The 17889-nt window shown below is 63.7% G+C and carries 21 protein-coding genes; 12 read left to right on the top strand and 9 right to left on the bottom strand.

Annotation, left to right across the window (positions count from 1 at the left end):
• The first annotated feature begins 1 nt into the window (after window position 1).
• A complete protein-coding gene (locus tag KBY72_RS06795; protein WP_254993296.1) occupies window positions 2-616 on the top strand; it encodes a 3-isopropylmalate dehydratase small subunit in 615 nt (204 codons plus the stop codon).
• On the opposite strand, the gene KBY72_RS06800 is transcribed toward KBY72_RS06795, so the two are convergent.
• Together KBY72_RS06800 and KBY72_RS06805 are read right to left on the bottom strand one after the other, a co-directional pair.
• Window positions 603-2987, bottom strand: coding sequence for a DUF3769 domain-containing protein (locus tag KBY72_RS06800; protein WP_254993297.1), 2385 nt, complete (start codon window positions 2985-2987; stop codon window positions 603-605). The genes KBY72_RS06795 and KBY72_RS06800 overlap by 14 nt on opposite strands.
• A gap of 145 nt (window positions 2988-3132) precedes the next feature.
• Window positions 3133-3252: a photosystem II reaction center protein I gene (locus KBY72_RS06805; protein WP_006172424.1), complete on the bottom strand. Its 120-nt coding sequence runs from the start codon at window positions 3250-3252 to the stop codon at window positions 3133-3135.
• 114 nt (window positions 3253-3366) lie between these two features.
• Between KBY72_RS06805 and KBY72_RS06810 the strand changes: the two genes are divergently transcribed.
• Window positions 3367-6297, top strand: a complete 2931-nt coding sequence (locus KBY72_RS06810; protein WP_254960392.1) for an alpha-mannosidase — start codon at window positions 3367-3369, stop codon at window positions 6295-6297.
• Between the two features lie 3 nt (window positions 6298-6300).
• Here the strand turns inward: KBY72_RS06810 and psbN are convergent, their stop codons facing one another.
• Window positions 6301-6453, bottom strand: coding sequence for a photosystem II reaction center protein PsbN (psbN, locus tag KBY72_RS06815; RefSeq protein WP_254932007.1), 153 nt, complete (start codon window positions 6451-6453; stop codon window positions 6301-6303).
• A gap of 122 nt (window positions 6454-6575) precedes the next feature.
• Between psbN and psbH the strand changes: the two genes are divergently transcribed.
• Genes psbH through KBY72_RS06835 form a run of 4 tightly spaced genes read left to right on the top strand, consistent with a single transcriptional unit; the run spans window position 6576 to window position 7947 of the window.
• Complete coding sequence (gene psbH, locus KBY72_RS06820) at window positions 6576-6776, top strand: photosystem II reaction center phosphoprotein PsbH (protein WP_094559148.1); 201 nt, start codon at window positions 6576-6578, stop codon at window positions 6774-6776.
• Entirely contained in the window at window positions 6776-7072 is a 297-nt protein-coding gene (locus KBY72_RS06825; RefSeq protein WP_254960393.1) for a TatA/E family twin arginine-targeting protein translocase, read from the top strand. The genes psbH and KBY72_RS06825 overlap by 1 nt, the downstream gene beginning before the upstream one ends.
• Window positions 7056-7685 carry an aminoacyl-tRNA hydrolase gene (gene pth, locus KBY72_RS06830; RefSeq protein ID WP_254960394.1) on the top strand — a complete coding sequence of 210 codons (630 nt, stop codon included), beginning with the start codon at window positions 7056-7058 and terminating at the stop codon, window positions 7683-7685. Before KBY72_RS06825 ends, pth begins: the two co-directional genes overlap by 17 nt.
• Before the next feature lie 4 nt (window positions 7686-7689).
• Entirely contained in the window at window positions 7690-7947 is a 258-nt protein-coding gene (locus tag KBY72_RS06835) for a DUF3146 family protein (protein WP_106632284.1), read from the top strand.
• Here KBY72_RS06835 and KBY72_RS06840 read toward each other — a convergent pair.
• Genes KBY72_RS06840 through ntcA form a run of 3 tightly spaced genes read right to left on the bottom strand, consistent with a single transcriptional unit; the run spans window position 7944 to window position 10409 of the window.
• On the bottom strand, window positions 7944-8420 hold the full coding sequence (locus KBY72_RS06840; protein ID WP_254960396.1) for a resolvase: 477 nt from the start codon (window positions 8418-8420) through the stop codon (window positions 7944-7946). The two genes, KBY72_RS06835 and KBY72_RS06840, sit on opposite strands and share 4 nt — an antisense overlap.
• Window positions 8417-9634, bottom strand: a complete 1218-nt coding sequence (locus KBY72_RS06845; RefSeq protein ID WP_254960397.1) for a DUF3084 domain-containing protein — start codon at window positions 9632-9634, stop codon at window positions 8417-8419. Before KBY72_RS06845 ends, KBY72_RS06840 begins: the two co-directional genes overlap by 4 nt.
• Before the next feature lie 34 nt (window positions 9635-9668).
• The gene (ntcA, locus tag KBY72_RS06850; protein ID WP_106632287.1) at window positions 9669-10409 is read right to left on the bottom strand and encodes a global nitrogen regulator NtcA; all 741 of its coding nucleotides are present in this window, start codon (window positions 10407-10409) and stop codon (window positions 9669-9671) included.
• 242 nt (window positions 10410-10651) lie between these two features.
• Between ntcA and KBY72_RS06855 the strand changes: the two genes are divergently transcribed.
• Complete coding sequence (locus KBY72_RS06855; protein ID WP_254960398.1) at window positions 10652-11293, top strand: cob(I)yrinic acid a,c-diamide adenosyltransferase; 642 nt, start codon at window positions 10652-10654, stop codon at window positions 11291-11293.
• Window positions 11293-11886, top strand: a complete 594-nt coding sequence (dcd, locus tag KBY72_RS06860) for a dCTP deaminase (RefSeq protein ID WP_254960400.1) — start codon at window positions 11293-11295, stop codon at window positions 11884-11886. Before KBY72_RS06855 ends, dcd begins: the two co-directional genes overlap by 1 nt.
• Before the next feature lie 66 nt (window positions 11887-11952).
• Here dcd and thyX read toward each other — a convergent pair whose 3' ends face one another.
• Together thyX and KBY72_RS06870 are read right to left on the bottom strand one after the other, a co-directional pair.
• A complete protein-coding gene (gene thyX / locus KBY72_RS06865) occupies window positions 11953-12678 on the bottom strand; it encodes an FAD-dependent thymidylate synthase (RefSeq protein WP_254960401.1) in 726 nt (241 codons plus the stop codon).
• Between the two features lie 8 nt (window positions 12679-12686).
• Window positions 12687-13259, bottom strand: coding sequence for a thioredoxin domain-containing protein (locus KBY72_RS06870; protein WP_254960402.1), 573 nt, complete (start codon window positions 13257-13259; stop codon window positions 12687-12689).
• A 70-nt stretch (window positions 13260-13329) separates the two neighbouring features.
• On the opposite strand from KBY72_RS06870, the gene KBY72_RS06875 reads away from it, so the two are divergent.
• Both KBY72_RS06875 and KBY72_RS06880 read left to right on the top strand, forming a co-directional pair.
• Complete coding sequence (locus KBY72_RS06875) at window positions 13330-13743, top strand: NIL domain-containing protein (protein WP_254941715.1); 414 nt, start codon at window positions 13330-13332, stop codon at window positions 13741-13743.
• Window positions 13743-14216 carry a hypothetical protein gene (locus tag KBY72_RS06880; protein ID WP_106632293.1) on the top strand — a complete coding sequence of 158 codons (474 nt, stop codon included), beginning with the start codon at window positions 13743-13745 and terminating at the stop codon, window positions 14214-14216. Before KBY72_RS06875 ends, KBY72_RS06880 begins: the two co-directional genes overlap by 1 nt.
• Here the strand turns inward: KBY72_RS06880 and KBY72_RS06885 are convergent.
• Window positions 14213-16207: a lytic transglycosylase domain-containing protein gene (locus tag KBY72_RS06885; RefSeq protein ID WP_254960403.1), complete on the bottom strand. Its 1995-nt coding sequence runs from the start codon at window positions 16205-16207 to the stop codon at window positions 14213-14215. The genes KBY72_RS06880 and KBY72_RS06885 overlap by 4 nt on opposite strands.
• Window positions 16208-16262: 55 nt before the next feature.
• On the opposite strand from KBY72_RS06885, the gene KBY72_RS06890 reads away from it, so the two are divergent.
• Together KBY72_RS06890 and glmM are read left to right on the top strand one after the other, a co-directional pair.
• The gene (locus tag KBY72_RS06890) at window positions 16263-16478 is read left to right on the top strand and encodes a hypothetical protein (protein ID WP_106632295.1); all 216 of its coding nucleotides are present in this window, start codon (window positions 16263-16265) and stop codon (window positions 16476-16478) included.
• Between the two features lie 96 nt (window positions 16479-16574).
• Window positions 16575-17889 (top strand): phosphoglucosamine mutase (glmM, locus tag KBY72_RS06895; protein WP_254993298.1); only part of this gene is annotated, 1315 nt, incomplete at its 3' end.

The following is a 17889-nucleotide window of genomic DNA, read 5'->3' on the forward strand; positions in this document are numbered from 1 at the left end:
CATGACCACCTCCAGCTTTCCCTTTGGCCCTATCTCGGCTGTGCGCGGGCGCGCCGTTGTTATCGCCGGTGACGACATTGACACCGATCGAATCATTCCAGCCCGTTTTCTTAAATGTGTCACCTTTGATGGGCTTGGCGAGCAGGTGTTTGCCGATGATCGGGCCGAGCTCTCTGGGGAGCATCCCTTCGATCGAGCAGGGCTGCAGGGAGCCTCTGTGCTGGTTGTGAACCGCAACTTTGGCTGTGGCTCAAGTCGTGAGCATGCTCCCCAGGCGTTGATGCGCTGGGGCATCCGGGCGGTGGTGGGGGAAAGCTTTGCTGAGATCTTCTATGGCAACTGTCTGGCCTTGGGAATCCCCTGTTTCACCTCATCCCACGCCAGCGTGCTGAGTCTGCAAGAGTCGCTGATTGCCGATCCTGGCCAGGAGCTGAGCTTGTCGCTGGCTAAGGCCACCCTGGAAGCCTCACGGGGGCAGCTTTGGCAGCTAGAACTCCAGTCCGGTCCCCAGCAGATGCTGGCTTCTGGGCAATGGGATGCCACCTCCCAGTTGCTGGCCAACGACGGCGAGCTGGCTCGCACCGCTGCATCGTTGCCTTACATCAACGGCTTCTAGGCTTGGGCACGAAGGGTGTGCCATTGCCGTTGAAGTTAAAGTCGTTGAGTTTGATGCGGATGCCGCCGATGCCGTCGTAGGGGCTGTAGTAGACCCCGAGCTCGTAGGAGCGGCGTTGCAGTTTTAATTCCACATAGGAATAGGAAACGTCGCCATAGAATTCGGAGCCATTATCAATGTTGAAGGTGGCACCAGCTTCCAGCACAATTGGACCATAGATCTGTTGGGCTGCTTGAAAACTAAGGGTGCGTAGATCTACCGTGCGATCAAAGCCAAAGGGGCTGGCTCCATTTAAAAAGGTGCCAGCGATTGAGGCGGAGAAGCGGGTGTAATCGAATACGGGTCGATCAAACTGTCCCAGTGTGAACGAAGGTCCGCCCCACAGGGTGAGGGTGTTCTGGTTTGCTCCATCGCTATATGTGGCTGCATAGCCACTGGCTCCGAAGTTGATTCCCAGGCCTGGTACTACCGGCACAGGTGCATAGCGCAAGCCCCGCTTGGGATCTTCACTGGCATCAAGGGCAGAGCCCTGCCAGAGCTGCAGGGTGGTGCTTGCTGCGAGGTTGGCATAGCTACGCCATAAAGAATCAAGGGTGTTTGCTTCAAATAATGTTGCTTCGTAGACTCCAGATTGGGCTGCCCAGTTGAGATTCACCGGTGCTAAGTAGGGAGCTTTTGGGGGGGCAGCCTGAGCCTTGGGCTGATTCAAGACCACGTTGCCAGCTAGATTGGCGCCATAGGAATAAACTACGGTTTGAAGTCCCAGGCTGCCATTGTAAATGCGCTCGCGATAGGATCCAAATAGATCAGCGTTTGCGCTTGTATGGCCGGGCAGGTTGAGTGGAGCCGTCAGGCGACTGGTGCTGCGGATGCCGGATCGGAAGTTGTCTGGGTTGAGGGTAGACAGGCTGGCTTCAGCATTTAATGAGAGCCAGCCCATGGGCAGGTTGAGTCCCGCCAGCAGGCCGAACATATCTGCGAGCTTGGCGGTCTGTTCGCTGGTGGGATTAGCCAGGCTTTGTCCAGGAAGCACATAGCTACTGGTACGGCCTTCGATGGCCCGCTGCACATTCAGCTGGGGCTGGAGTTGCAAGCTGCCCCGCTTGCCTATTTTTATTGGCTCCATATTGTAGCCAATAAAGAAGCCATCGCGATCTTCTTTATCCGTATCCCAGGCAAAACGAGCTTCTTCGGCGCCGATGGTTGTGTTTGTGATTGCCGGCAAAGAAACTTTGCCGTCCAGCAGAATCTGGCTGCTGCGGCTGTTGATGCGGGTCACGCCGCGCCCATCCATAACGGCCACCACCTTGCGGGCCAGGCTCCAAGAGGCGGCAGGAGTGAAGGGATCGTTGGTAAAAGCAATTTGTTCGGCAGTCCAGCGGTTGCCTCTGATTTGGATCTGGGCTCCTTGAAAGCGAATGCGGCTGATCGTGCCCGCTTTGTTTGCGGGCGGGCGGTAGCCCTGCCCATTGCTGTTGAGCGAGTCCGTGGTGTCAATAACGGCTCCCAGGTCGAGCTTCAGGCTGGTGCTCCAGCTCTGCTGGAACGTCACGTTGCTCACCTTTGAGTCCACGTCTGGCAGCTGCTCGATCTCAGTTGCTTTAACGACAGGTTTCCCAGATCCCATCGAGATCGCCTGTGCCTGCGGGCCGCCCGCTTGGGGGGGGCCGAAAGCAACTGATTCCAGTGCCCTATTTAGAGATAGAGCTGGAGTCGAGAGCTCACTGCCAGGGCAGCCGGCTGGCGCTGGCATGGTGGGCAGGCTGCTGCGACCTGGTGGCAACACCCGCACCAGCGTTCTATTGGCAGGATCTGTGCTGAGTGGCGGACAGGCAAACGCTGGTTGGCTGAAGTTAGACGGCAGACCGTTCGTTTTGGCGTTGGGATCTGGGGAGTTGACCTCTTTAAAATTGATTTCCCGGGCAAGGGTGTCCTGCTCGATAACGCCATAGACGTCGTCAAGTTCGCCGCTGTCTTCTAGTTCGCTATAGCGCAGACGGCTTGCTTGTAGGTATTGATCTCCTTTGATCAGGCGAATTTGCCCGCTTGCGTAGACACTGCGGCTGGCTTCTGCCAGTTCGACTCGATCTGCCAGCAGGCGCCAGCCATTGAAGCGGGCTTCTACGTTGCCGGTGGCAACAAACCGGCCCAGTTGCTGGTCGTAGCCTTGCTGATCGGCCTTGATTACAGCAAAGTTGGGAGCAGGAATAACGGAACTAGAGGCTTTGACCGCCCCAGGCTGGCTGGGAATTTCACCTGCCAGAGCCTCTGGAGCGAATAGGACGGATAGGCAAGCAGCTGTTAATAGTTGGTGAGCGAGCCTTTTTAAAGGCGATTTCCCCAGAGGCACTCGGTGGGAATTGCCAGCCAAATCCATCAGCCCTTAATACCTTCTTGAGCCCGAAGTGTTGAAGGAAGCGTGTCTGAAATTGGCACGATTAAATCAGGCGCAGCAGGTCCTTTTGGGGATCATCCCACAAACAGAATCAGGATCTTGCCTGCCTAGTGCCAGCTGATCAATCTTCCAGGTCTTTACGGCTCGGGGTGCGGCTGGGGTCGCTGGCCAAAAAGCCGAACACAAAGATCCCGATAAAGAAGAAGACGACCGAATAAACCGAGATCTTGAGGGCGAGCATGGTTCGGCCTTGGGGAATGGCGAGCGGGTGACAGGGAGTGACAGGCGCGTTGAAGGGCCTAGTCGACCCCGCAGCTGCGGGATCATCCTATGGGACTCGGCTTGCCATCCAACGATGCCTGAGGCCTCAGGACTAGGGCAGACCCCACGGATTGAAACGATTCAGTCACGTTTGCGGCCAACCCATTCGCGCTGGGATCTCCAACCATCCTGGCGCTGCGTGCAGGCGGGAGGGCGGTTTGGCCCAGCCCTTGACGATCCTTGGGGCCAGCAATGTCGTCCGGATTGGGCAGCGCGGGGGTTGGTGATCTGGCCGCGGGGTGGCCAGTGGCGGGAGCTACGGCTGCGGCTGGTTTGCCCGGCGACCTGGCTGCAGCTGCACCAGCCGGAGCCCGTTGCCCAGGCCCGGCTGGTGCTGCGCTGGTGGGCCGACCAGGTGGAGCTGCGGGTGGATGGTGTGCCGGTGCATGGCGGCGACCTGTTTGACACCGCTTGCCGCTGGTTGCTGCCCGAGCGCTGGTGGCAGGGGGAGGCCCTTGAGCTGGAGTTACGCCTGCGCAGCCCCTTGCACGACGACGGTGCCCTGATCGAGAGCCGTCTCGAGCTCGAGCCCCTGGATCCAGCCGATCCGTTGGATTTGTTGGCTGAAACCAAGGCTGAGCTTGCCCAGCTGCGCAGCGGCGAACCGCCGACGGGTCGGTTTCATGTGTTGGGCCATGCCCACCTCGATCTGGCCTGGCTCTGGCCGGTGGCCGACACCTGGCAAGCGGCCGAGCGCACCTTCACCTCTGCCCTTGATCTGATCGAGCGCTTCGAGGAGTTGCATTTCGGCCACTCCACACCGGCCTTATACGCCTGGCTGCAGCAACACCGGCCGGCCCTGTTCGCCCGCCTGCAGCGTGCGGTGGCAGCCGGTCGCTTTGAACCGATCAACGGCCCCTGGGTGGAGAGCGACTGCGTGCTGATCAGCAGCTCCTCACTGCTGCGCCAGTTTCAGCTGGGCCAGCAATTCAGCGCCGCCAGCTTCCCTGAGCTGGAGCACTATCTGGCCTGGTTGCCCGACAGCTTTGGTTTCGCCAGCGGCCTGCCGGCCGTGGCTCGCAGCACCGGCGTGCGTTGGTTTTGCACCCACAAAATGGCCTGGAACGCCACCAATCCCTTCCCCCACCGGCTGTTTCGCTGGCGCAGCCGCTGTGGTTCCGAGCTGCTGGCCCTGATCAACGCCCCGATCGGCACCGATGGCGATCCCGTGGCGATGGAGCGCTATCGCTTGGCTTGGCAAGGCGCGACCGGGGTTGATTCGGCCCTGTGGCTGCCCGGAGTGGGCGACCACGGTGGAGGCCCCAGCGCTGAAATGCTCGAGCAGCTGCGGCTCTGGCAGCAGCAAGCTGAAGCTGCTCCCCAGCATCACGGCAGCTTGCGGGGTTATTTGGCTGACCTCGAGCCGCTGGCGCCCCGGCTGCCGGTGTGGCGCGACGAGCTCTACCTGGAGCTGCATCGCGGCTGCGCCACCTCGCGCCCTGATCAGAAGCGCCACAACCGCACACTCGAGCGGCTGCTGCGGGAGGCGGAGCTGGCCCAGGCCCTAGCCGGCGATCCTGAAACGGTCGACTGGCGAACGCTGCTTTTTCAGCAGTTTCACGACATTTTGCCCGGCACCTCGATTCCAGAGGTGTTCGAGCAGGCCGAGCCCCAGTGGCGGGCAGCGCGCCGCAGCGCCTGCCTGCAACGGGATCGGGCTCTGCAGGCCTGGCTAGGAGCTGGTGAGGGTGAAGATGACGGTGTGGGCGTGGGTTGGTGGGTAGCCCAGCTCCAGCCCCTGCCTCCCCGGGCCCGCAGCCTGCGGGTGCCTTTGGGCGGCTGGAGTTGCGGCGGTGTGAAGCTGCCGTCCCAGCCGGCCCGGGCTGGCGGCCAGTGGCTGCAGCTGCCGCCCTTGGCGGGCGTGGCCGCCCTGCCCCTAGAGCGAACGGTCGCAGCGGCGGCCCCTCAGGTAGCTCAGGTTGAGGCGCCGGTGTGGCGAGAGGGCTGGCGCTGCGGCAACGGTTTGGTGAGTTTTGAGCTGGGTCCGCGGGGCCTCGAGCAGCTGTGGGATAGCCAGGATCATCCCCAGTTGGCAGGCCCGCTGGCCTGGCGGCGTTTTGCCGATCGAGGTGAGTTTTGGGATGCCTGGGACATCGCCACGGGCTACCGGGACCATCCGCTGGCCTGGCAGTGGCAGGGCGAGCCCAGCTGGCTGGAGCAGGGCGAGCTGTGCACCAGTTTTGTGTGGCGGGGCCAGTGCGGGGCAAGTGCGGTGCGGCTTGAGGGGCGCTTACTTGCCAATACCCCCTGGCTCGAGCTTGTGCTCAGCGTCGACTGGCGCCAGCGCCATGAGCTGCTGCGCCTGGAGATCCCCTTGGCCCAGTCGGCCCAGCGCTGGGCGGCAGATACCTCCGGTGGCGTGCTGGAACGGCCAGCCCAGCCGGTCACTGCCCGCGAGCAGGCCCGCTGGGAGCTGCCAGCGATCAGCTGGATCGCTTCTGTGGCTGCTGGCGGCGGCTTGGCGGTGCTGCTCGATGGGCCCCAGGGGGTGTCGGCTAGTCCGGAGCAGTTGGGTGTGTCGTTGCTGCGGGCGCCTACTTGGCCCGATCCTGGCGCCGATAACGGCTTGCAGCGCCTGCGGCTGGCCCTGGCGCCCTGCCCAGCAGGTTGGTGCCGGGATCAGGTGCCCAAGCAGGCGGTGGCCTTCAGGGAACCGCTATGGCTGCGGCCGGCGGCGGCCCAGGGCCGGCCTAAACGACATCAGGCCCTGCCTCCCCTGGGCGAGGGGCTGTTGCTACTGGGCTGCCGGCCGCTAGGGGAGTCGGGAGACGTGGTGCTCACCGTGCAGAACTGTTCCCCTTGCCGCCGTTACCTGGAGTTGGGAGAGAGCTGGCAGCTGCTGGAGCGACTCGATGGCCTGGATCAGCCTCTGATTTCCCGGGGAAAGCTCTCTGAAGATCCCTGGTTGCTGGCGCCGTGGAGCCTGGGCTTTTGGCGAGTGCGCCCTGATTGGGTCAGCGCTTAGGGCTCAGTCTTCGTGGTCGTCAAAGGGGTCGGTGAGGCCCTTGGAGGGCGGCCCGAAGGCTTGGTACACCCCAAAACCGGTGAGTGAAAGCAGCACCGCCAGCACGGCGAGGGCCACGGAAAGGGCCGGGGAGCTGGTGGTGGCGGTGGGGTCCATGGAGGCGGAAGGGGAATGCAGGTGACGGGTTGCGTCACAACTCTCGACGGACAGCCGCGGCGCGGTACGCGAGGCCCTTACAGTACTAAAAGCGAATCCATGCCCGAGAGGCTGCAGCAGACATGGCCCAACGCACCCGCCTCGGAGATATCCTGCGGCCACTCAATTCTGAGTACGGGAAGGTCGTCCCCGGCTGGGGCACCACGCCCGTGATGGGCATTTTTATGGTGCTCTTCTTGGTGTTTCTGCTGATCATCCTGCAGCTGTACAACAAGTCCTTGCTGCTCGAGGGCATCACTGTCAATTGGAACGGCCTCGGCTGATGAATGTGTTTGGCATTGGCTTGCCTGAGCTGGCGGTAATTGCCGCCATCGGGCTGCTGGTGTTCGGACCAAAGCGGCTGCCGGAGCTCGGTAAAACCTTGGGCCGCACCCTTAAGGGTTTTCAATCGGCCTCCTCTGAATTCGAAAAGGAGCTGCGCACGGCGATCACCACCGCCGAACCTGTTGCGGCTGACCTCCCAGTTGCAGTTTCTGCAACTGAGCTTGTTTCAGCTGACGCCTCCGCGGCTGATGCTCCAGAGCTGATTGAGCAGCCTCTCGATGGTCCCGCGGCCTGAGTTGTCGTTGCAGTTGGTGGTGGGCCTGGGTAACCCTGGAGCCAAGTACGCAGGTACTCGCCACAACGTGGGCTTTATGGCCCTTGAGCGTCTAGCAGATTGCGCTGGTGGTGCATCTTTTCGGCAGCAGCCCAAGCTTCAGGGCTTGTTGGCTGAGGTGGGTTCGGGGCCTTCCCGGCTGCGGCTGTTGATGCCCCAGACCTACATGAATGAAAGTGGTCGCTCGATCCGCGCAGCCCTTGACTGGTTTGGTTTAGAGCCCGCCCAGTTGCTGGTGGTGGTTGACGACATGGACCTGCCCCTCGGCAAGTTGAGACTGCGGGCTACGGGCAGTGCCGGGGGGCATAACGGCCTGCGCAGCACCATCAGCCACCTAGGTACCCAGGACTTTCCGCGGCTTCGTATTGGTATTGGCGCCCCCGCCCAAGATCCCGGCGAGCGCCGCGCCCGCACCGTTGGCCATGTGCTCGGACGCTTCACGCCTGCCGAGCAGCCCCTGCTCGAGGAGGTGCTGCGCGAGGTGGAGGCAGGTATTGGCCTGATCCAGCTCCTCGGCCTGGAGCGGGCTGGCAACCGACTCAACGGTTTTCAGCCCCAGGGCGCGGCAGCCTGAGCCGATGGCACGCCTTCCCTCCACCACTGCCCAGTTGCGGGTGCTGCACCAGAGCTTCAGCCAGCGGGTGCTGGAGGGGGAGGTGAGTGCGGGCGGCTACCAATGGAGTTTCCGCTGGGCCTTTGACCGCGGTGAACTCAGCGTTGAGCCTTCTTTGGGCAGGGCTCTGATCCAGGATGCCCTGCTGCGTTATCTGCTCAAGGTCGACTACCAGCTCGAGCCTGGCGGTGACTACATCTTTACGGTTCGGGCCCGTTTTTAAACCGATTCAGCCTCCAGCGCGACCGGCAGCGGCCATCGCCTCAGCACCTCCTGGTTGCTGCGTTGCAGGGTCACCCCGCAGTAGCGCTCTATCAGCAGCTGGGCCACCACATCGTCGATATCTCGGGGTGGTAATCGCAAGCCCGCCGGCAGCAGCCGCCTCCAGCCCCTAGGGGGCCAAAGCTGCCAGTAGCGCTCCCGGGCCGCCAGGGTGCTGCCGCTCTCATCCACCACAGCTAGCGCCAGCCGCTGCTGGCCAAGTTGGCTGCACCAGTCTTTGCTGCCGGTGCCATTGCCGAGCACAACCTGGCCAAGCCCCACTTGCTGCCAGCTTTTGAGCAGGGCGAGGCAGGCTTGTGGGGGCAGGATGGCAGCCTGCCGGATCTGGCCAACGGCAGGATCAGCCAGCACTAGACCGCATTTGCTGCGCCCGGGATCGAGGCCTGCCACCAGGCCCGCCGCAGCGCTCGTCATGGGCGGCGAGGGCCCGGACCCGATTGGGCGGGAGATGGGGCCGCCAACCAGCGCAATTCCGCTGCAATTGGGTCGGCGGTGCTGGCGCTGTTGATGGCGAGGGCTTCTAGTTGGGCAACCTGGCCCGGCTGGCGCTCGCTCAGCTCCCGGGCCAGCTTTTTAAAGCTGGCCGCATCGAACTGCAGCCCTTCCACCAATGTGCCCTGGCGCTGGGCTCGGGCATAGGCAGCGGCCAGCAGCAGGTTGAGTCGCCGCGAAACCGGCTCCAGGGCTGTGAGGTCGCCCTCGATCGTGGTGCTGGCCAGCACTTCACCTGCTTTAACTACTGGGCGGTTGGGGCGTAGGTCTGGGAAGGCAAGCACCTGGCGCTCGCCCCTCAGCACGTTGGCGGCCGAGAGAATGCTCACCACCCAGCTGCCGGGTTTGGCGAGCAGGCCTTCCAGCTTGCTGATGTCATTTTTGGGTACCAGCAGGATCTGGCGATCGGGGGGCTGGCCGGGCAGCACCCGCCTGAAGGCGTTGAGATTGGCCTGCTGCAGCAAGGCGGTGATCACCTCCTTGGCCTGCTCGGGGCGCTCAAGGGTCACCTTGGCGCTGGCCAGGGTCTGACCGCTGCTGAGCACCACGTCGCCGCGGCGCAGGGCAATCAGGTTGCCCTCCAGGTCTTTAAGTTCTTGGGCTCCGGCGCTAATCCGGCGGCGCACCTGGGCTAGTTCCGCTTCGGTGCGGCGGATTTCCGCATCCCGCCCCTTCACCTCCTGGCTGAGACGGCTGCGCTCCAGCTCCAACCGGTTGCGCTGGGTTAGAAGTGGCGCCAGCTCTTGGCGCAATTTGCTGGCGCGGGCTTGGGCCTGCTCAAAGCGCGTCTGAGCCTCGCGTTTGCCCTGTTCGGCCCGCGCCACCTGCAGGCGGCTGCTGGCTAGTTGGCTGTTGCTGCGGCTCAGTTCGCTGCGGCTGGTTTGCAGCCGTTGCTCCAGTCGATCGAGTTCAAACAGGCCCGTGCGCAGCCGCTCGCTTACCAGCAGCATCAGGCCGAGGGAGATGGCACTGATCAGGCTGCCAGTGAGCACTGTGATCAACACGGCGGTGCGGCGGGGCCGCATCCCCAACAGGCTCAAGCGCGCCTTGCCCACCAGGCTGCCGAGTCGGTCGCCCAGGGTGGAGAGCACTCCCCCCAGGGCGAGCAGAGCGAGGATCAGCAGCCAGCCCGTCACATACGTCCCCGGAGGGCCCCAGTATCCCTGGCCTTCAGCTGAAGCGCTTAGCTAGGGCGATTGGATCAAACACAGTGATCTTTTTGCGGTCGATCTGAACCAGCCCGTCGTTGCGCAGGTCGCCCAGCAGGCGAGTGATTGTGACGCGGGTGGAGCCAATCGCTTCGGCAATCGCCTGGTGGGAGAGGCGCAGATCAATCGTGATCCCTTCCGAGCTGGGAACGCCGAAATCTCGGCACAGCACCAGCAGGAAGCTCACCAGCCGCGAGCTCATGTCGCGGTGGGTGAGGGTTTCGATCATCGTTTCGGTCTGCAGTATTCGCGAAGACAGGCCCTGCAGCAGTAGCAAGCCCACGCTGGCGTCCTGCTCGATCGCACGGCGCACGGAGGTGGCTGGTGCGGTCACCATCTCGACCCTGGTGAAGGCAACAGCGTGATAGAAGCGATCGGAGCGCTGGCCGGTAAGCAGCGAGAGCACACCAAACAGGCTGTTCTCGCGCAACAGGGCCACGGTGATCTCCTCGCCTGATTCATATACCCGCGACAGCCGGACCGCTCCGCGCCGCAGCAGATAGACCCGCTCGGCTGGATCGCCGGGAAAAAAAATCGTTTTGCCCCGTTCGATCGTCTCGACACTGCTGCCGGCCAGGCCCCGGATCACTTCCAACAGGGTGGGGTTGCCCTGGCCGGCGCTGCCCATGCCTGCCACCACGCCAGGAGCACCCGTCGATGGGGTGTTGGCGGTACGGCTAAATCCGTGGGTAGCGCCAACCATCAAGGTTTTGGCAAGTGCCGGGACCCTAAGGATCACCCGGGGGGCGGCTTGTAGCAATACACACGGTTTGAGACGACACCGCCGGCGCCCCCTGCGCACCAGTACGTATGTTTCCGCTAGGGATGGTGTCGTTTGCTTGTGGAGCGGCTCGATCCCGCTACATTCAGCTCCGCGAGGCCATGGGCTGCTCGCGGCGCCCCAGGTCTGTTTTTCGATTTTCAAGGTTCTTATTCAGGTTGTTCATGACCGCGAGCTTGCCCGTCTCAGGCCTCACCTCCTCCTCCTCTGGAGCTGGTTTTCCGGCGGTCCAGCACCAACCTCAGCGCTCTGGCCATCGCCCTTTGGCTGTGGCGGCTGCCGCGTCCGCCCCTTCTGCTGCGCCGGCATTGCGGCTGGTGGCCCAGTCGGAGGGCTTACTGCAAATCCATACGGCGCCTTTCCGCGGCAGTTACGGAGCCGTGCTCAGCCAGGCCCTACGTAGTGCCGGCTTGGGTAGCCGGGTGCTAGTTACTCAGTTCCTTAAGGGCGGTGTAGATCAGGGCCTCGGCAGCAGCGTCTGGCTGTGTGGGCGACTGCAATGGCTGCGGCCCGGTGTGCCCGGCTGTCTGTCAGAGCCAGCTGCCCACCAGGGGCTCGAGCTGTTGGAGGCGGTGCGCCAGGTGTGGGCCTTCAGCCGCGAGCAGCTGCTCAGTGGTGCGGTGGATCTAATGGTGCTCGACGAGCTGGGCTTGGCTGTGGAGCTGGGCTACATCGAGCAGGCTGAAGTGCTGGCAACCTTGGAGCGCCGACCAGCCCATCTAGATGTCATTTTGACAGGGCCAGCCATGACTCCTGAGTTGATGGCCATGGCTGATCAGGTCACCCAGTTGCGCCGAGGCCTCTGATGCTGAAGAACGATCGCTGGATCAACGAGCAAGCTGCGGTAGGAATGTTGCAGCCGTTTCAGTCGAGCCTGGTGCGCCACCTCGATCCCGCTACGGCGGGCTCCCCGGTGCTCAGCTACGGCTGTTCTTCCTATGGCTACGACTTGCGGTTGTCGGCCAAGGAATTTTTGATCTTTCGGCATGTGCCTGGCACCGTGATGAACCCCAAGCGGTTCAACCCGGCGAACCTGGAGCCCGCTCCCCTGCGCGAAGACGAGGACGGATCCTATTTTATTTTGCCGGCCCATTCCTATGGCTTGGGAGTAGCACTGGAGAAGATGAAGGTGCCATCAAATATCACGGTGATCTGCCTGGGTAAGAGCACATACGCCAGGCTAGGCATCATTGTTAATACGACCCCAGCGGAAGCCGGCTGGCAGGGTCACCTCACCCTGGAGTTCAGTAATTCTTCGGGTGCTGACTGCCGCATTTATGCAAATGAGGGAATTTGTCAGCTGCTCTTTTTTGAGGGCGATCCCTGCGAGACAACCTATCAAGATCGGGCTGGTAAATATCAGCATCAGCCCGAACGGGTTACCTTGGCGCGTATCTAGTTCCCAGCAAAATGCCCCATAAGGCGAACCACCTGGCGCACCGAGAGGTGCGCCAGGTGGTTCGCCTTATGGGGCGAGCCTGGCTTTATGTAAGCGGCTCTTTTCATACCAGTCAGCAAATTGGGGTGTCCAAGCCTGTAGGTGGGGCCACATCAGATCACAGAGCTCACGGATCTCCTGCTGGGCATCGAGCTTCGCCCGCAGGTCAAGGAAGTGCAGAAATGCCCGCAAGGTGAAGCTCACCACGAAGTGCTGGCGGTAGTCGAAGGGCAGGATGCCGCGGGCGTGCTCCTCGGCGAAGCCAGCCGCCAAAAGGTCGCGGTAGCGAGCCGCCGCAGCCCTGCAGAGCTCTAGATCTATGTAGCGCTGCTCTTCTGTGTAGGCGTATTTTTTGCCTTGCCGGTCGCTATAGCTACCTATGGGCCGTAGATAGAACACCTCCTCCAGTTCCAGTTCACCATTGGCGGCCTTGCAGATGCGATCGCCGGTGTAGCGCATGGATTGCACGTCAAAGCTCACCCCCACCCGGTGTGTACGCGCCTGCTGCATCACTGAGTGGGGAAACCAGCCAACGTTGAGCACGATTTGGGCGTGTTCTAAGGGGCCGTAGTGACCGCGCTCGCCGGCGAGAAGTCGTTTGATGCAGATCTCCCCTGCTTTGCTCTCCTCGGGCCAGTTGGCGGAGTCTGCCGCCACAAAGCCCTCGCTGTAGTCCTGATGCATTCCCGCATAAACGCACTGCTGGGGGTTAGGCGTGGCGGCGATCAGGTCAACGCGGAAACGGGAATCCATGGCGGGCGTCAACCGTGGCTGCGGGGTCCGGCCATCGTGGCAGTAGCTGGCTCCGCTGCCGCAACTTCGCCAGCGGGTTGGCTCAGGTTGCTGACGGCACCCACTCCGGCCAGGGCCGGCAGGGGGGCGCCGGCGATCAGGGCGCTGCTGAGAGCGCGCAATTCGTTGAGGCTGCGGGCGCCAATCGAGCGGCCCACCGCTTCACCGGCAGCATTGAACAGCTCTAGTTGGGGAATGCCGTTGACGTCGTAGCGCTCCAGCTCCGGCTGCCAGCGCGGATTGTCAACGTTGAGCAGCACCACATCAAGCTGGCCGCGGTGTTGGGCTTCGATCGTTTCCATTGCCGGAGCCATGGTGCGGCAGGCGTCGCACCAGTCGGCGTAGAACTCCACCAGCGTTGGCTTGCCATTGCGCAAGGCCACGGGTAGATCCAGGGATTGGCGCGCCAAGCGTTCCAGTGGAGCCTCCGGATTCAGTCCGCCCCGGAACCACAGCAGGCCCGCTGCCAGTAGGGCCGCCAGCACGACTAGCAGCAGCCGTTCGCTTGGCCCCAGGCCGGAATTCGGGGTGGAGTTGGTCATGACTGCACTTTGCCAGTGCTTGCTAGCGTTTTGCGGAGGTAAGCGTGCTGTTCCCGCGAACCGGATCCTCGTGAAACGGCGCCTAACCCTGCACTTTCCCCGCGAAGCGGTGCATCAGCCGATCACCTATCGGCTGGCGGTGGATTTCGATATCGCCGCCAAGATCCTGCGCGCCCAGATTTCCCCCAACCAGAGCGGCACCATGGTGGTGGAGCTCTCCGGTGACATCGACGAACTGACGGCTGCGGAAGCCTGGCTAGAAAGTCAGGGACTTGGTCTTAACCGGGCGCCGGGTCAGATAGCCGTAGACCGCAGTCTCTGTATCGACTGCGGCCTCTGCTCGAGCGTTTGCCCCAGCGGTGCCCTCAGCTTGACCCAGCCGGCTTGGCAGCTGCAATTCGATGCGCAACGCTGCTTGGTGTGCGAACAGTGCATTCCGAGTTGCCCTCTGGATGCGATTTCCCTGGTGCTGGCTCCCCCGTGATGGCGATGTTGCGTCTGCTGTTGCTGCCCTTGCGGGCGCCGATGCTGCTGGTGCTGGTAGTGATATCCGTTTACGAGGGCTTGCAGTGGAGCCAGCCGCTCGAGGGTGCGGCAGCGTCGGGGATGGGGCAGTTATCCAGCTTGTTCTGGTCGCTTGACTGTCTCCACGCCTTGCTGGTGGTGGTGGTGTGCACCATGCCCGACCTGCTGCTGCAGCGGATTTCCAATTTGATGGCCGCCAGTCGGGTGATGAGCCTGGTGATCAGCCTGTTGATCGTCACGGTGGGTGGCCTCTATCTGCTCCACCTCAAAGTGCTCACGAATGTGCTGATCCTGGGCACCACTGTGTTGTTGGCACGCCTCGATCTAGCTCGGATTCGGGTGGCACCCCCGCCGGTGCTCCTGGCAGGGGTGCTGGGTGTGCTCGTGTTGTCAGGGGCATGGGTAGGCCGCTGGCTGGCAAGCGGTGGCTAGCAGCTAGCCAGCGGCCTCTCTTGGAAGTTCCAAAAGTTGCCGAGCACTTTTTTGACGTACAGCCGGGTTTCCGGGTAGGGGATGGCCTCTATCCATAGCTCCGGTTCTTGTTGCAGTTGGGGTGTCACCCAGCCAGAGGTGGCACCGGGGCCGGCGTTGTAGCTGGCAGCCATAAGCACGGGGTTGCCCTGCCACTGGCCCAGCAGTTGCTTTAGGTAAAGCGCGCCTAACTGGGCATTGCGGGCTGGGTCGGTGAGGTCATCGGCTGCCAGGGGCGTGCCGGCTAGTTCGGCGGCGGTGGCCGGCATCAGTTGCAGCAAGCCGACGGCACCGGCGCCGGAGCTCACCCCCGGGCTGAAGCGCGATTCCTGTTTGGCTACGGCTGCCAGCAGGGCTGCCGGCACCCCGGCGGTTGCGCCAGCCTCCTTGAGCTCTGCCACGAAGCTGGCGGTTTGCAGGTCGAGCTCAAGCTGTTGGGCCAGGGCGCAGTTTGCATTCACCGGTAGGCGCAGGCTGGCTTGCTCGAGTTGGCCGAGTCCTATCCAGTGGTCTCCCACGGCCCGGCGTAGCCGGCCTTCCGTAATCAGCTCCTGGGGACTAGTGGGGGGGGAACTCCGCTCCGTGCGCCAGTGCTCCCAGGCTTCCAGGGGTTGGCCCAGGCGCCAGAGCCGGTCGATCTGCCAGTCGCCGCTGCCCAGGGGGTGCCATTGGGGTTGCACAAGGGCCGGGCTGCTGCGGGGATCGAGGTTGAGATCGCCGCGGCCTAGGCGCACCGCCGCCCGCCAGCCGTAGTAGCCGCCGGGATGCTGTTTGGTCAGATCAGTCCAGGTGCGTTGTGCTTTGGCGGTGGCGCCTTGCTGCTTCTGGCTGAAACCCAGCCAGAAGCGCTGGCGTCCCACCAGCCCCACCGGCAATTCGCGACCGATCGGCGCACTCAGCAGCGTTGTGGCCGTTGCCCATTGGCGCTTGAGCAGGGCCTGACGGGCTTGCTGCCACTGCAGTTCCCAGCTGGCTGGATCTTTGGGCCAGCGCTGCAGCACCGCCAGCGTCGCGCCGATGTCGCCACTCTCCATTGCCCGCCGCGCCTGCACCGGGGCCGTGGCTTGCAGGGCAGAGGGCAGCCCCTTCAAGGCCTGGAGAGCCCTGGGCCCGGGCTGTTCGCTGAGCAGGGCTGCGGCCTCGCTGGCCTGGCTGGAGCGCGGCGCGGATTTGGCCAGTTGCAGCAGCAGACTTTCGGCCTGGGCCTGCTGCTGGCTGCCGCCACCGAGTAGGGCCCGGCTGAGGGCTAGCTGGGTTGCTGGGCTCGGCGGACTGCCCTTGAGGCAGCTCAGGGCAGCGGCCGAATCGCCTAGCTGGGCCAGGCCCCTGGCCAATTGGTCCCGCTGGCTAGGGGTAGCTGCTGCGGGCGTGCTCTGGCAGGCCTGGCGCAAGCGTGGCCCCGCACCGGGCCAGCGCACACCGTGACGGGCCAGGTGCAGGGCTGCCTGGAGGCGATCTGCGTCGCTCGGGCCCGCCTCCACGGCGGCCGCGAGGGCCGCGGGATGGGCGGCGAAGCGGCTGCGTAGTTTCTGCCGCAGCTGGGGCTGCTGCCGGCCCAGGGCATAAAGCCCATCGGCTGAGGCGGGCGTGTGGGGGAAGCGCCTCACAAGCTGCTGCCAGCGTTGCTGGGCGGCTTTCTGATCACCCAGGGCTTCGGCGGCCAGGGCATCGCGTTTGAGCACCAGGGCGGCTAGCTCATCGCCACCCCAGCCCTGGCCGCGCAGCAACCGGCGCTCGCCGGCTAGGTCGCCTTTTGCCTGGCGCGGCAGCAGCAGCAAGCTGGCCTCCCGCCGCCGTTCCGGATCGGGCGAGAACCGCCGCAGGCGCTCCAGGGTTGGGGTGGGTGTGCTGGGGTCTGGCGCGGGAATCAGGGTCAGCAGTGCCCTGCCGCCCACCAAGGCGGCGCCGCTGCCCAAGCAGGTGAGGGCCAGCAGCAGGGGGAGGCGAGCCAAGGGCAATAGCGGCGCAGCTTCGGCATTCTGGGGAGGTGTGAATCCCACTTAGCTGGTGCGCCTGCCCTCCCTACCCCCCTATCTCTCAACCTTGCCTGGGGCTGAGCAGCGGTTGCGGGCTCTGCGGGTGCTGGCGGTATCGGGCCTGGTGCTGCTGCTGCGCCCTTTTTGGCCATTGAGCTGGCTGCCCGGCTGGGTGGTTGGTGCGCTGCTGCTCTGGACGATTGGCGAACTGGTGCTCTGGATCTGGTGGCCCCGCCGCTGGCGCTGAATGGGCTCAGGCCCCTACCTGGCCCAGGCCAGCCATGGTGAGCGCTTTGCAGCAGCCCACGTAACCTGGACATCACTGAGGCATCTGCTGCTGCCCATGGCCGACCTGGCTCCCCATCCCGTTGGCCTGCCCCTGCGGGGTGGTGTGGCCGGTTTCGGGACCGATGGCATCCGTGGCCGGGTGGGAACCCAGGTGAGCCCGGCTTTGGCTTTGCAGGTTGGCTTCTGGTGCGGCCAGGTGTTGCCCCAAGGGGCGCCGGTGCTCATCGGCATGGACTCCCGTAGCAGTGGCCCGATGCTGGTGGCGGCGCTCACCGCCGGACTCACGGCTGCAGGTAGGGAGGTATGGACCCTGGGGCTATGCCCTACGCCAGCGATTCCTGGCGCCATTCGCCGTCTTGGCGCGGCTGGAGGTCTGATGGTGTCCGCCAGCCACAACCCCCCTGAAGACAACGGCATCAAGGTGTTTGGGGCCTCCGGCGCCAAGCTGAGCCGCGGCCAGCAGCAGGCGATCGAGGCTGGGCTGCAGGGGGTGGGGGCTGGACCGGCAATAGGTGCTTCCGGCGGCTTCTTGGGCACAGGAGTTGTGCACGACCGCCCCGATTTACTGGCCGACTACCAGCGGTCCTTGGTGGCGAGCGTGATGGGTCGGCGCTTAGAAGGTTGCAAGATTGTGCTGGACCTCTGTTGGGGCTCGGCTTCTGCCTGTGGAGAGGCGGTGTTTCGGGCCTTAGGCGCGGAACTCACCGTGTTGCACGGCAAGCCGGATGGGGCGCGCATCAACGTGGACTGCGGCAGCACCCACCTTGAGCCGCTCAGGCGCGCGGTGCTCGAGAGCGGAGCCAGCATGGGTTTTGGCTTCGATGGCGATGCAGATCGGATGCTGGCGGTCGATGGCCGGGGCCGGGTGGTGGATGGTGACCAGATCCTTTATCTCTGGGGATCGTCCCTGCTTGATGCGGGCCAGTTGCCGGCCAATCGCATCGTTGCCACGGTGATGTCAAACCTCGGTTTTGAGCGTGCCTGGCAGGCCAAGGGAGGGGTGCTTGAGCGCACCACCGTTGGTGATCAATACGTTCACCAGGCGATGGAGCAGATGGGCGCTGGCCTCGGTGGCGAGCAGTCGGGCCATATTTTGTCGGCCCGCCATGGCATGAGTGGCGATGGACTGCTCACCGCTTTGCAGGTGGCCACGCTGTTGCACCGCAGTGGCCAATCACTGGCCGACTGGATGGATAGCAGTTTCAAGCCCTACCCCCAGACCCTGGTGAATGTGACGGTGCCAGACCGGCAACGGCGCCAGCAGTGGCAAGCCTGCGAGCCGCTGCGGCTCGCCGTGGAGCAGGCGGAGATTGCGATGGAGGGACAGGGCCGGGTGCTGGTGCGCGCCAGTGGCACCGAACCACTCCTGC

The sequence above is a fragment of the Cyanobium sp. BA5m-21 genome (genome assembly GCF_024346235.1).
Classification (GTDB): domain Bacteria; phylum Cyanobacteriota; class Cyanobacteriia; order PCC-6307; family Cyanobiaceae; genus Cyanobium_A; species Cyanobium_A usitatum.